Genomic DNA, 13,114 nt, shown 5'->3' with positions numbered 1-13,114 from the left:
CCGGTTTCAGAGGTAGACAACAATGCATAAATACCCCGTCTCCATCAGCCTTTCCAGCTACGGCGCCGACCTGGTCCGCCAGCAGGGCCAGTTGAGTTTTGTCCAATTGCTGGCCTCCGCCGGTGCCCAGCGCATCGAATGGCGTGAAGAACTGCTGACCCACGAACAACCCGCGCAACTGGCCGAAGCCGCTGCTGCGCAGGGCCTGGAGTGCGTGTTCTCATCGCCGCTGGAACTGTGGGTCGCCGGCCGTGCGCAGCCAAATGCCGAATTGAGCGCGACCCTGGATCGCGCCCAGGCCTTCGGGGCGTGCTGGCTGAAAGTCTCGCTGGGTTATTTCACCGACACCAACGACCTGGAAAGCCTGCACGCCCTGCTCAACCGTCACTCGGTCAAGCTGTTGGTGGAAAACGACCAGACCCTGTACGGCGGGCGCATCGAGCCGATGCAGCGGTTTTTCACCGAGGTCGAACGCCAAGGCCTGCCGGTGAAGATGACCTTCGACATCGGCAACTGGCAGTGGCAGGACCAATCCGCGCTGACCGCCGCGCGCCTGTTGGGCCGGCACGTCGACTACCTGCACTGCAAGGCCGTGGCGCGCCGCGCAGACGGCAAGCTGGTGGCGCTGCCGCCTGGCGCCACCGACCTGCATCTGTGGGAACAACTGCTCAAGCACATGACTCAAGGTATTACCCGGGCCGTGGAATTCCCGCTGCAGGGCGATGACCTGGTCGCGGTCACCGCACAGCAGGTCGCTACCCTCGCCCACCTTGGCCAACCGCCTGCGGAGAATGCGCATGTCTGAGATCGATATCCTCTCGTTTGGTGAAACCATGGCGATGTTTGTCGCCGAGCAGACCGGCGAACTGGCCCAGGTGGCGCAGTTTCACAAACGTATCGCCGGGGCCGACAGCAATGTCGCCATCGGCCTGTCGCGCCTGGGTTTCAACGTGGCCTGGCTGAGCCGGGTGGGCAATGATTCCCTCGGGCGCTTTGTGGTCGACACGCTCAAAAATGAAGGCCTGGATTGCCGGCATGTGGCGGTCGACCCGCTGCACCCGACCGGCTTTCAACTCAAGTCCCGCGAAGAAGCCGGCGCTGACCCGCAGGTGGAGTATTTCCGCAAGGGCTCGGCGGCCAGCCGCTTGTCCATCGCCGCCATCAGCCCGGCGCTGCTGCAGGCGCGTCACTTGCACGCCACCGGCATTCCGCCGGCGCTTTCTGACGCTACCCACGAGCTGTCCGTTGAATTGATGACCCAAATGCGCAAGGCCGGACGCAGCGTGTCGTTCGACCCGAACCTGCGCCCTTCGCTGTGGGCCAGCCAGGCGCAGATGATCAGCGCCATCAACGCGCTGGCGGCCCTGGCCGACTGGGTCCTGCCGGGCCTGGGCGAAGGCCGCTTGCTCACCGGTTATGACGACCCGGCCGATATCGCCGCGTTTTACCTCGACCAGGGCGCCGAAGCCGTGGCGATCAAGCTCGGCCCGGACGGCGCCTACTTCCGTACGCAGATGGACAAAGGCTTTGTTGCCGCCGTGCCGGTCGAAAAGGTCGTCGACACCGTGGGTGCCGGCGATGGCTTTGCCGTGGGCATGATCAGTGCCCTGCTGGAAAACCTCAGCTTTCCCGAGGCGGTCCAGCGCGGCAACTGGATCGGCAGCCGCGCCGTGCAGAGTCGCGGCGACATGGAAGGTTTACCCAAGCGCGAAGAATTGCCCAACCGATCCGTTGCCTGACCCATCACCTGTTGCCACAACTACAACAAGCTCAGGAGCAACCCCATGGAAACCGTGAAACTCGCCACCCGCCGTTGGTGGTACATCATGCCCATCGTTTTTATCACCTACAGCCTGGCGTACCTGGACCGCGCCAACTACGGCTTCGCCGCCGCCTCCGGGATGGCCGAAGACCTGATGATCACCCCCGGCATGTCATCGCTGCTGGGCGCATTGTTTTTCCTTGGCTACTTTTTCTTCCAGGTGCCGGGGGCGATCTACGCGCAAAAGCGCAGCGTTAAAAAACTGATCTTTGTCAGCCTGATCCTCTGGGGCGGGCTGGCCACGCTGACAGGCGTGGTGTCCAACGCCTACATGCTGATCGTCATTCGCTTCATGCTTGGCGTGGTCGAGGCCGCCGTGATGCCGGCGATGCTGGTGTACCTGTGCCACTGGTTTACACGTGCCGAACGCTCGCGCGCCAACACCTTCCTGATCCTCGGCAACCCGGTGACCATGCTGTGGATGTCGGTGGTCTCGGGGTATTTGGTGCAGCATTTCAGCTGGCGCTGGATGTTCATCATCGAAGGCCTGCCGGCGGTGCTGTGGGCGTTTATCTGGTGGAAGCTGGCGGATGAAAAACCCGCCGACGCCAAGTGGCTGAGCGAGCAGCATAAAAAAGACCTGGAAAGCGCGTTGGCCGCCGAGCAGGTCGGGATCAAGGCGGTGAAGAACTACGCCGAAGCGTTCCGCTCGCCGAAAGTCATCATCCTCGCGCTGCAGTTCTTCTGCTGGAGCATCGGCGTGTACGGCTTCGTGTTGTGGCTGCCGTCGATCCTCAAGAAAGGCTTGCAGATGGACATGGTCGAGGCCGGCTGGCTGTCGGCCCTGCCTTACCTGGCGGCGGTGATTGCCATGCTGGCGGTGTCCTGGGGCTCGGACAAACTGCAAAAGCGCAAACGCTTCGTCTGGCCGCCGCTGCTGATTGCCTCCATCGCGTTCTATGCGTCCTACGTGCTCGGCGCCGAACACTTCTGGTGGTCCTACACCCTGCTGGTGATTGCCGGCGCCTGCATGTACGCGCCCTACGGCCCGTTTTTCGCGATTGTGCCGGAAATCCTCCCGGCCAACGTCGCCGGGGGCGCCATGGCGCTGATCAACAGCATGGGCGCCCTGGGCTCGTTCGGTGGCTCGTACCTGGTGGGTTACCTCAATAGCAGCACCGGCTCGCCCGGCGCCTCGTACCTGCTGATGAGCGGCGCGTTGCTGCTGTCAGTGGTGCTGACGATTTTCCTCAAGCCCGGCGCCAGCGACCGTGAACGTGCGCCGTTGCCCACCCTTGAATTGAAGGCCAAAACCTCATGAAAAAATCTGTCGTGCTGTACAAGAAACTCTCCGCCCCCTTGATGGCGCGCTTGCATGAGCAGGCCGACGTCACTCTGATCGAAGCGCTGGACCAGACCGGCCTGGCCAAGCTGCGCGACGCCCTGCCCGGCGCCCATGGATTGCTCGGCGCCAGCCTGCGCCTGGGTGCGCAATTGCTCGACCTGGCGCCGCAATTGGAAGCGGTGGCCAGTGTGTCGGTGGGCGTCGACAACTACGACATCGACTACCTGACCCAACGCGGCATCCTGCTCAGCAACACCCCGGACGTGCTCACTGAAACCACCGCCGACACTGGCTTCGCGCTGATCCTGGCCACCGCCCGGCGCGTGGTCGAATTGGCCGACATGGTGCGAGCCGGCCAGTGGAACAAGAATATCGGCCCGGCGCACTTCGGCACTGACGTACACGGCAAGACCCTCGGCATCATCGGCATGGGCCGCATTGGCGAGGCCTTGGCCCAGCGCGGGCATTTCGGCTTCGGCATGCCGGTGATCTACCACAGCCACGCGCCCAAGCCCGCCGTGGAAAAGCGCTTTGGCGCGCAGTACCGCAGCCTGGATGAGTTGCTGCAACAGGCCGACTTTGTCTGCCTGACCCTGCCGCTCACGGCCGAAACCGAGAAACTCATCGGCGCCGAGCAGTTCGCGCGGATGGGCCCGGAGACGATCTTCATCAATATTTCGCGGGGCAAGGTGGTGGACGAAGCGGCGCTGGTCGAGGCGTTGGAGAAACGCACGATTCGCGCGGCGGGACTGGACGTGTTCGAGCGCGAGCCGCTGGATCACGACTCGCCGTTGCTGCGCCTGAACAATGTAGTGGCCACGCCGCATATCGGCTCGGCCACCCACGAAACCCGCGAAGCGATGGCCCAGTGCGCGGTGGACAATCTGCTCGCGGCGTTGGCCGGTGAACGGCCGAAGAACCTGGTCAACCCCACGGCCTGGAAGCAATAAACGGTCTGAATAATGGCTCGCGCCCCCCCTGCAGGAGCCGGCTTGCCGGCGCCTACCAGGATTGACCGTACGTCCAATCAGATTACAAACCTGGCAACCATCCCGTTCAAATCCACCGCCAGGCGCGACAACTCGTGGCTGGCCGCGCTGGTCTGGTTGGCACCCGCCGCCGACTGCGTGGCCAGGTCGCGGATGTTCACCAGGTTGCGGTCCACTTCACGCGAGACCTGGGCCTGTTCTTCCGATGCGCTGGCGATCACCAGGTTGCGCTCGTTGATCAGGCTGATGGACTGGGTGATCTGCTCCAGGGCCACGCCGGCGGCGCGCGCCATTTCCAGGGTGTTCTGGGTGCGTTGGTTGCTCTGCTGCATCGACTGTACGGCTTCACCGGTACCGTTCTGGATGCCGGCAACCATCTTCTCGATTTCCTGGGTCGACTGCGCCGTGCGATGGGCCAGGGCCCGCACTTCGTCCGCCACCACCGCAAAGCCGCGCCCCGCCTCACCGGCACGTGCCGCTTCAATCGCGGCGTTGAGCGCCAGCAGGTTGGTCTGCTCGGCAATCGCGCGGATCACGTCCAGCACCTTGCCGATATCCCGGCCCTGGGACGCCAGGCCTTCGATCAGCACTGCCGTGTTTTGCACATCCTGGGTCATGGTCTGGATCGCGCCGACGGTTTCCACCACACGGTCGCGCCCTTCCCGCGCGGCCTGGTTGGACTGGCCGGAAGCTTCGGAGGTGGACACCGCGTTGCGTGCAACTTCTTCCACGGCGGCGGTCATTTCGTTGACGGCCGTGGCGGCCTGGTCGATCTCATTGTTCTGTTGCTGCAGGCCACGCGAAGCTTCCTCGGTGACCGCGCTCAGCTCTTCCGCTGCCGAGGCCAGTTGCGTCGCCGAGCCGGCGATGTGCTGGATAGTCTGGCGCAGGTTGGCTTGCATGCTCGCCAACGCACTGATCAAGCGGGCGGGTTCATCCTTGCCGTCATCCGCGATCACTTTGCTCAAATTGCCGCCGGCGATGGTTTCCGCCACTTCCACGGCCTTGCGCAACGGGGTGACGATGCTGCGGGTCAGCAGCCAGGCCAACAGCACGGTCATCAGCGCAGCGACCACCGACACAATGATGATGCCGCTGACGGCCTGCTGGTAACTGTCATCGGCTTCGCGGCCAGCCTGATCGGCATCGGCACCGTTGATCGCAATCAGCTTGTTCAACTGCTCGCCCATCAGGTCGGTACCGTCCTTGATCCGCGTGTTGATCAGGGTGCGCATCTCATCGACTTTGTTTTGCTGGGACAGCGACATCATTTCAGCCTGTGCGGCGAAATAACTGTCGAGCGTCGCCGCGAAGGACTTGTACAAGGCCGCTTCTTCAGGGCCGGCCGGCATCACGGCGTAAGCCGCCTGGGCCTGCTTGACCTTGTCCATCAGCACCGCCACGCGGGTCTTGGCCTCGTCCAGGGCCGCTGGCTCGCGATTGATCAGGATGCGAAAAGACAGGATGCGCAGGCGCAGGACGTTTTCGGTCATGGTGCCGAGAAACTTCACGCTGGGTAACTGATTGGTCCCCATGTCCAGCGATGACTGGCGAATCGTGGTCATGCGGTTGACCGCAAACACACCCAGGATGATGACAAGCAACGCAATGAACGCAAAACCGAGGAAAGCGCGGGGAGCAATGTTCAGATTACGGAGGGACATAGGGGTGCTCTCAAGAAGTAGTGTTGGCGAGCGTCCCTGCCGCGACACGATCCGTCAGCGTCAACGCGCTGTTCGGACCTCTGGCACCACTGTTGTAATAAGTGTGTGGGGCCTGTCCAGGCTATCGGCCGACTTGAGAAATTAATGCGGGTGTTTCGAAATATATTTACACACTTCTGACGACCGGCACTTTCTGGCATCCTGCGCCTCCATTTCCCAGCCTGGCCCATACTTTGTCTGACGCTCGAGCCCCCCGCCCCCGTTATAAATCCGACCTGATCTACGGCCTGGAAGACCGCCCGCACTTCACCGCGGCGATTTTTGCGGCGTTGCAGCATGTGTTGGCCAGTTTTGTCGGCATCATCACCCCGACCCTGATCGTCGGCGGCGTGCTCGGCCTGGAGAGCGAAGTGCCGTATCTGGTGAGCATGGCGTTGTTCGTGTCCGGGCTCGGCACCTTTGTGCAAGCGCGCACATTCGGCCCGATCGGCTCCGGACTGCTGTGCCTGCAAGGCACCAGTTTCTCGTTTATCAGTGTGATTCTCAGCGCCGGCTTCATGGTCAAGGCGCGCGGCGGCGGCACCGATGAGATCCTCTCGACGATCTTCGGCATCTGCTTTTTCGCGGCGTTTATCGAAGTGGTGCTCAGCCAGTTCATCGGCAAGCTGCGCAAGCTGATCACCCCGGTGGTGACCGGCACCATCATTACCCTGATGGGCCTGTCGTTGATCAAGGTAGCGGTCACCGACATGGCCGGCGGGTTTGGCGCCAGCGACCTGGGCGCTGCCAGCAATATGGGGCTCGCGGCCCTGGTACTGCTGACCATCGTGGTGCTCAATCGCTTCAATAACCCGTTCCTGCGCCTGGGCTCGATCGTGATCGGCCTGACCCTCGGCTTTGTCGTCGCCTGGTGGCTGGGCCGCGTCGACATGGCTGCCCTGCCCCAGGTGCCGCTGATCAGCGTGCCGGTGCCGTTCAAGTACGGCTTTTCGTTTGACTGGGTGGCGTTTATCCCGGTGGCGGTGATCTTCCTGATTTCTCCGCTGGAAGCCGCCGGTGACCTGACGGCCAACTCGATGATTTCCCAGCAACCGGTCAAGGGCCCGCTGTACATCAAGCGCATCAAGTCGGGCTTGCTGGCCGACGGCCTCAACTCGGCCATGGCCGCGACCTTCAACAGCCTGCCGATGGTGACCTTCGCGCAGAACAACGGCGTGATCCAGCTGACCGGCGTCGCCAGCCGCTACGTGGCGTACTTCATCGCCGGCCTGCTGGTGCTGCTGGGGCTGTTCCCGATGATCGGCGCAGTGCTGCAACTGATGCCCAAGCCGGTGCTGGGCGGCGCCACGCTGATCATGTTCGGCACCGTGGCCGTGGCCGGCATCAAGATCCTCGCCGAAGCCGGGCTGCATCGGCGCAACGTGCTGATCGTGGCGATCTCGCTGGGCATGGGCCTGGGCGTCGCCGCCGTGCCGGAAGTGCTGCGCGAGCTGCCAAAAGCGTTGCACAACATCTTCGAGTCGCCGATCACCGTGGGTGCGTTCTGTGCAATCCTGCTGAACATTTTCCTGCCGGAAGAGTTCATAGAGCTGGAAGAAGATGAATTTGATCCGGAGTCCTCTACCCTCAAGGTCATGCAGGATCCGGACGTCACCCAATAGGAGCCCCTTTCAAATGCGCAAGCTCATGGTTGTATCGCTGTTGCTGCTGACCTTGAGCGCCTGCGCGCTGTTCCCCAACCGCGACCCGGTGAACATCAACGTGGTCGGCATCGAGCCGCTGCAAAGCCAGGACCTGGAAGTGCGCTTCGCCGTGAAACTGCGGGTGCAGAACCCCAATGAAACGGCGATCGACTACACCGGCGTGGCCCTGGACCTGGAGGTCAATGGCCGGCCGCTGGCGTCGGGGGTGAGTGATCAGGGCGCAAGCATCCCGCGGTTTTCCGAGACTGTTCTGACGGTGCCGGTCAGCGTTTCGGCGTTTTCAGTGTTACGCCAGACCCTCGGCCTGAGCCAGACCCAAAGCCTCAATAACCTGCCCTACGTGCTGCGCGGCAAACTCGCAGGCGGCCTGTTCGGCACGATGCGCTTCGTGGAACGGGGCACCCTGGACCTGCCGAACACCGCGACCTGGTAACCGCCATGCAACCGACGCTATTCACCGAACGCCTGATTTTGCGCCCGCTGACCCTGGACGACGCCGACGGGATCCAGCAGCAATTCGCGCATTGGGACGTGGTGCGCTACCTCAACGCCCTGGTGCCCTGGCCCTACCCGGCCGATGGCGCGCGCACCTACCTGGAACAGATTGCCTTGCCCGCCATGGCCCGTGGCGAGGAATGGCACTGGTCGATCCGCCTGAAAGAAGCGCCTGGGCAACTGATCGGCAACGTCAGCCTGATGGACGAGCACGACAACAATCGCGGTTTCTGGCTGGGCCCGCAGTGGCAGGGGCAAGGGTTAATGACCGAAGCCAGCGCGGCGGTGACCGACTACTGGTTCGGCGTACTCAAGCGAGCGGTCTTGCGCGTGCCCAAGGCTGCGCCGAACCTGGGGTCACGGCGGATTTCCGAGCGCACGGGCATGCGTTTGATCAGGACCGATCACGGTGAATTCGTCGAAGGCTTCTTCCCACGCGATATCTGGGAAATGACCCGTGAGGAATGGCTGGAAAGCAAATCCCCTCAAGGCTGAACACCACCTGTGGGAGCGGGCTTGCTCGCGAAGGCGGCGTGTCAGCCACTGGTGATTTAACTGACCCACCGCATTCGCGGGCAAGCCCGCTCCCACAGGGGTTAGCGCAAGCGGGGAAGAACTTTGTCGGCCTGGAGAACTCGCAGCTCATGATTGCCATTAACTCTGGAGCGATTGGCATCCAGATCCATGAAGAATCGCTGCGCCACAGTCGCCACGGTCCAAAAATGTGGGAGCGGGCTTGCTCGCGAAAGCGGCGTGTCAGCCGCTGGTGATTTAACTGACCCACCGCATTCGCGAGCAAGCCCGCTCCCACAGGGGTTAGCGCAACGCCTGTGAAGTCCATGCCCGTCATTGGCGTTGGAGCGGTTGGCATCCAGATCCATGAAGAATCGCTGGACCACAGTCGCCACGGTTCAAAAATGTGGGAGCGGGCTTGCTCGCGAAGGCGGCGTGTCAGCCACTGGTGATTTGACTGACCCAGCGCATTCGCGGGCAAGCCCGCTCCCACAGGGATTAGCGCAAGCGGGGAAGAACTTTGTCGGCCGTGGAGAACTCGCAGCTCATGATTGCCATTAACTCTGGAGCGATTGGCATCCAGATCCATGCAGAATCGCTGGGCCACAGTCGCCACGGTCCAAAAATGTGGGAGCGGGCTTGCTCGCGAAGGCGGCGTGTCAGCCGCTGGTGATTTGACTGACCCACCGCATTCGCGAGCAAGCCCGCTCCCACAGGGGTTAGCGCAACGCCTGTGAAGTCCATGCCCGTCATTGGCGTTGGAGCGGTTGGCATCCAGATCCATGAAGAATCGCTGGGCCACAGTCGCCACGGTTCAAAAATGTGGGAGCGGGCTTGCCCGCGAAGGCGGCATGTCAGCCACTGGAGGTGTTACTGACACACCGCTATCGCCGGCAAGCCGGCTCCTACAGGGCTTACCGGGTGTTAGTCGGTGATATAGCGCACGCCTGGCTTGGCGCGCTCATCCACTACCAACTCGAAAACATCCGGACGCGCGTAGTGCCCTACCACGTCGTAGTCATACCGCGCGCGCACCAGGTCATCGGTGTCGATCTGGGCTGTCAGTAGCCCGGCGCCTCCCAGCAATGGCCCGGCCAGGATGTCGCCCATCGGCCCGACAATCACGCTGCCGCCCGCGATCAGCGGCCGCTCCGCCGGCCAGTTGGCAACCTCGATGCCCAACGCCTCGGGCGAGGCCTGTACCTGGCACGCACTGACCACAAAGCAACGCCCTTCATGCGCTACATGGCGCATGCTGACCTGCCACATCTCGCGCTCATCCACCGTCGGCGCGCACCACACCTCCACTCCCTTGGCGTACATCGCGGTGCGCAGCAGCGGCATCATGTTTTCCCAGCACACCGCGCCGCCGACGCGGCCGACCGCGGTGTCAATCACCGGCAAGGTCGAGCCGTCGCCCTTGCCCCAGATCAGCCGTTCGGTGCCGGTGGGCATCAACTTGCGGTGCTTGGCCACCAGGCCGCCGGTGGGTTCGAAATACAGCACGGTGCAATACAACGTGCTGGCGCTGCGTTCGATCACGCCGATGACCAGGCTGGCGCCGGTACGCGCCGACAAGCCGGCCAAGGCCTCGGTCTCTGTGCCAGGCACGTCGATGGCATTGGCGAAATAGCGGGCAAAGGCTTCGCGGCCCTCGGGCAGGCGATAGCCCAACTGGGTGCCGAAGCCTTCGCCTTTGGGGTAGCCACCGAGCAAGGCTTCGGGCATCACCACCAGCTTCGCGCCACTGCGCAGGATCTCGTCCTCATAGCCCAGGATCTGCTCAAGGGTCTGGGCTTTGCCGCCCGGCAATGAGCCAATTTGCAAAGCGGCCACGGTAGAAACAGGCATCACGATCACTCCGAACAAGGGGGGGTTGCCCATTCTTGCGTCAGGCTCGATCATGAATAAAGCCCACCTCAGTGCTGAATGATATGAGCCAAATAAATATCACCCAGGTCGACCTGAACCTGCTGAAAACCTTCGAAGCCCTGCACGACGAGTCCAGCGCCAGCCGCGCGGCCTTGCGCCTGGGCGTCACGCAATCGGCCATCAGTGCAGGCCTGCGGCGTTTGCGTGAGGTGTATGACGATCAACTCTTCGTGCGCACCGGACGCGGCCTAGCGCCCACGTTGCGTGCCAATCAGTTGAAGCCGGTGATCAGTGAGGCACTGGAGCGTTGCCGGCAGAGCCTGGCGATGGTCCATCCGGACAATCCGCATTACCAGGGGCGCTCGGTGGTGCTGGGGCTGTCCGATGACTTCGAGATTGCCTACGGTCGTCGTCTGATGGACGCGATTGCACTGCGGTTGCCGAAGCTGCGGGTGATCTTCCGGCAGACGCACAGCCAGATCGTCGCCGGTGCCCTGCTCGACCGGACCCTGGACCTGGCAATTACCGCCGGAGGGTTCGCCCACGGCCGCTTGAGTCGGCAGGTGCTGGGGGAAGGCGATTACCGCTGCCTGGTGGATTCGGACCAGGCAAGTATCAGCCTGGAGGAATTCATCCGCCGTGAGCATGTGCTGGTGTCATCCGGCGGGTTTATCGGCATCACCGACGAAGCCCTCGCCGCGCGGGGGCTGAATCGACATGTGTGTGCGTCGACCAGCCACTTTGCCGCGCTGCCGTATCTGCTCAAGGGCAGCCAGGCGGTGGCAACCATCCCCGGGCACGCCGCGCAGGCCATCGCCGGGCTGACGGGTTTGCGCATGCTGCCCTGCCCGCTGGCATTGCCGCGTTACCCGGTGGAGCTGGGCTGGCGCACCCAGGCCCAGCTGGACCCGATGCTGCTTAAAGTGCGCGAGGCGATTGTCGAAGGCTTTACTTCGCCGCTGCCATCAGCTTGTTGACTTCACTGCGCACCATGTTGGAGAACTCCGGTGGCGACATGCCGTCGAGTTCCGCGCGCACCCATTCAGCCCACTTGCCCTTGCGCTTGGCGCGCTCACCGAACAACCGCGCCGCTTCGCCCTTGGCCTTGCCCAGGTTGGTTTGCCACAGGTCGTAGAGGCGCGACTTTTCATCTTCCAGCTCGGCGCGTTCGGCGAGGGTCTTGTTGGCGAGATTGAAGCTCATGTTGAATTACCTGCTGCACAAATAGGCGACATCTTACACTGTAGGTCGAATTTTCCGGATTCGGATTTTCCCGGCAAGCACGTCCAGGCAAAAAAACTGCAACTTTTGCCGCCGCCCGGCACTCCATTGTTCACTGTCACATTCACCTGCAAGGAGTCACACCCATGGCCCGCAAAACCGCCGCCCAATCTGTTGAAGATCAAATCAAGGATCAAGCGTTCAGTGAACTGACGGCGCTGATCGAAGAATCGGACAAACTGCTCAAAAGCAGCGCTTCGCTGGTAGGTGAAGAAGGCGAAACCCTGCGCGAACAGGTCGCCATCAAACTCAAGCAGGCGTTGGACTCGGTGTCTAACGTGCGCGAACGCAGCAAGCCGGTAGTGGATGCCACCGAAACCTACATCGGTGGCCACCCGTGGCAGACCGTGGCCATTTCCGCAGGCTTCGGCCTGGTGGTTGGGCTGTTGCTGGGTCGCCGCAACTGAGGCGCCGGGGCTGCGCCGCGCGCAGCCCCTCCTACCCCTGTGCCAGTTCCTGTAGCTGCCGCAAATCCTTCGCTTCAATCTCGATCCCTGCCGCCTGCGACTTCGCCCGTGTGCGATGACGTCGATCTCCGGGCAAACGCCGCAACCCCGCCGCATGCATCTGCCGCACCAGTTCCTGGCTGCGCTCGGCGAAGTTTTGCCCGGCGGTTTTGCTCGGGTCGATCACAATCAGCAACTGCCCAGTCCAGGGTGTACGTGCGCCCGGATGGTCGGCCCAGTTGAACTCGAAGGAAAAGTTACCGCCGGTCAAGGCGGCCGCCAGCAGTTCGACCATCATCGACAGCGCCGAGCCCTTGTGCCCGCCAAACGGCAACAACGCACCGCCTTCCAGCACCGCCTTGGGGTCCGTGGTGGGCTGGCCGAGACTGTCGACGCCCATGCCCGGCGACAAGCGCTCGCCCTTGCGCGCGGCGATCTGCACGTCGCCGTGGGCAATCGCGCTGGTGGCCAGGTCGAAGACAATCGGCAGGCCGTCGGCACGCGGGGCGGCGAACGCGATGGGGTTGGTGCCGAACAGTGGCCGGTCGGCGCCGTGAGGCACCACGCAGGTCATGCTGTTGACCACGCTCAAGGCCACCAGCCCTTCTTCGGCGAAGGGTTCGACATCCGGCCACAGCGCGGCAAAGTGATGAGAGTTGTGGATCGCCAGCAGCGCGATGCCGGCACTGCGGGCCTTGTCCACCAGCAGCGCACGCGCCGCTTCAAGTGCTGGCTGCGCGAAGCCGTTGCCGGCATCCACGCGCACGAAGCCGGAGGCGACGTCGGTGACCACCGGCGTGGCCTTGCCGTCGACCCAGCCACTGGCCAGGGTGCTGAGGTAGCCGGGGATACGAAAGATCCCGTGGCTATGGGCGCCGTCACGCTCGGCGCTGGCGCAGTTGTGCGCCAGGATCGCGGCGACTTGCGGCGAAGTGCCGTGCTTCACGAACACGGCGTGCAGCAACCCCACCAGGTCGTCAAAACCGATGAGCGCTGTTGCGTTGTCAACTATCGGGGACTGGGCAGACATCTGTAGCTCCGATT

At 63.0% G+C, this 13,114-nt stretch carries 13 protein-coding genes; 9 read left to right on the top strand and 4 right to left on the bottom strand.

Translation table 11 applies throughout. The features are described from left to right. Positions 1-22 precede the first annotated feature (22 nt). Genes BBG20_RS20570 through BBG20_RS20555 form a run of 4 tightly spaced genes read left to right on the top strand, consistent with a single transcriptional unit; the run spans position 23 to position 4,057 of the window. Positions 23-805, top strand: coding sequence for a sugar phosphate isomerase/epimerase family protein (locus tag BBG20_RS20570; protein WP_065906540.1), 783 nt, complete (start codon positions 23-25; stop codon positions 803-805). Next, a complete protein-coding gene (locus BBG20_RS20565) occupies positions 798-1,739 on the top strand; it encodes a sugar kinase (RefSeq protein WP_065906538.1) in 942 nt (313 codons plus the stop codon). The genes BBG20_RS20570 and BBG20_RS20565 overlap by 8 nt, the downstream gene beginning before the upstream one ends. Before the next feature lie 45 nt (positions 1,740-1,784). Next, positions 1,785-3,083, top strand: a complete 1,299-nt coding sequence (locus BBG20_RS20560; RefSeq protein WP_065906536.1) for an MFS transporter — start codon at positions 1,785-1,787, stop codon at positions 3,081-3,083. Further along, on the top strand, positions 3,080-4,057 hold the full coding sequence (locus tag BBG20_RS20555) for an NAD(P)-dependent oxidoreductase (protein WP_065906535.1): 978 nt from the start codon (positions 3,080-3,082) through the stop codon (positions 4,055-4,057). The genes BBG20_RS20560 and BBG20_RS20555 overlap by 4 nt, the downstream gene beginning before the upstream one ends. Before the next feature lie 77 nt (positions 4,058-4,134). Here the strand turns inward: BBG20_RS20555 and BBG20_RS20550 are convergent, their stop codons facing one another. After that, positions 4,135-5,760, bottom strand: a complete 1,626-nt coding sequence (locus BBG20_RS20550) for a methyl-accepting chemotaxis protein (RefSeq protein WP_065906534.1) — start codon at positions 5,758-5,760, stop codon at positions 4,135-4,137. 233 nt (positions 5,761-5,993) lie between these two features. Here BBG20_RS20550 and BBG20_RS20545 point away from each other — a divergent pair, with 233 nt between their 5' ends. The 3 genes from BBG20_RS20545 to BBG20_RS20535 are packed head-to-tail and all read left to right on the top strand — an operon-like array spanning position 5,994 to position 8,453. Beyond that, a complete protein-coding gene (locus tag BBG20_RS20545; protein WP_065906533.1) occupies positions 5,994-7,421 on the top strand; it encodes a nucleobase:cation symporter-2 family protein in 1,428 nt (475 codons plus the stop codon). A gap of 13 nt (positions 7,422-7,434) precedes the next feature. After that, on the top strand, positions 7,435-7,896 hold the full coding sequence (locus tag BBG20_RS20540; RefSeq protein ID WP_065906532.1) for an LEA type 2 family protein: 462 nt from the start codon (positions 7,435-7,437) through the stop codon (positions 7,894-7,896). Positions 7,897-7,901: 5 nt separating this feature from the next. Beyond that, positions 7,902-8,453, top strand: coding sequence for a GNAT family N-acetyltransferase (locus BBG20_RS20535; RefSeq protein ID WP_065906530.1), 552 nt, complete (start codon positions 7,902-7,904; stop codon positions 8,451-8,453). Between the two features lie 942 nt (positions 8,454-9,395). Here BBG20_RS20535 and BBG20_RS20525 read toward each other — a convergent pair. Next, positions 9,396-10,322, bottom strand: coding sequence for a carbon-nitrogen hydrolase family protein (locus BBG20_RS20525; RefSeq protein WP_065906747.1), 927 nt, complete (start codon positions 10,320-10,322; stop codon positions 9,396-9,398). Positions 10,323-10,405: 83 nt separating this feature from the next. On the opposite strand from BBG20_RS20525, the gene BBG20_RS20520 reads away from it, so the two are divergent. Continuing rightward, complete coding sequence (locus BBG20_RS20520) at positions 10,406-11,320, top strand: LysR family transcriptional regulator (protein WP_207200653.1); 915 nt, start codon at positions 10,406-10,408, stop codon at positions 11,318-11,320. Here BBG20_RS20520 and BBG20_RS20515 read toward each other — a convergent pair. Then, positions 11,292-11,546: a hypothetical protein gene (locus BBG20_RS20515; RefSeq protein WP_003190904.1), complete on the bottom strand. Its 255-nt coding sequence runs from the start codon at positions 11,544-11,546 to the stop codon at positions 11,292-11,294. The genes BBG20_RS20520 and BBG20_RS20515 overlap by 29 nt on opposite strands. 164 nt (positions 11,547-11,710) lie before the next feature. On the opposite strand from BBG20_RS20515, the gene BBG20_RS20510 reads away from it, so the two are divergent. Then, positions 11,711-12,031 (top strand): DUF883 family protein, encoded by a 321-nt coding sequence (locus BBG20_RS20510; RefSeq protein WP_065887380.1) that lies wholly within the window; start codon positions 11,711-11,713, stop codon positions 12,029-12,031. A 31-nt stretch (positions 12,032-12,062) separates the two neighbouring features. Here BBG20_RS20510 and BBG20_RS20505 read toward each other — a convergent pair whose 3' ends face one another. Continuing rightward, a complete protein-coding gene (locus BBG20_RS20505) occupies positions 12,063-13,100 on the bottom strand; it encodes an Ldh family oxidoreductase (protein WP_065906525.1) in 1,038 nt (345 codons plus the stop codon). Positions 13,101-13,114: the final 14 nt, after the last annotated feature.

The sequence above is a fragment of the Pseudomonas aylmerensis genome (assembly GCF_001702265.1).
In the GTDB taxonomy this organism is placed as follows: domain Bacteria; phylum Pseudomonadota; class Gammaproteobacteria; order Pseudomonadales; family Pseudomonadaceae; genus Aquipseudomonas; species Aquipseudomonas aylmerensis.
The sequence above is the reverse complement of the archived record's forward strand: the minus strand, read 5'-3'. Positions and strand labels throughout refer to the sequence as shown.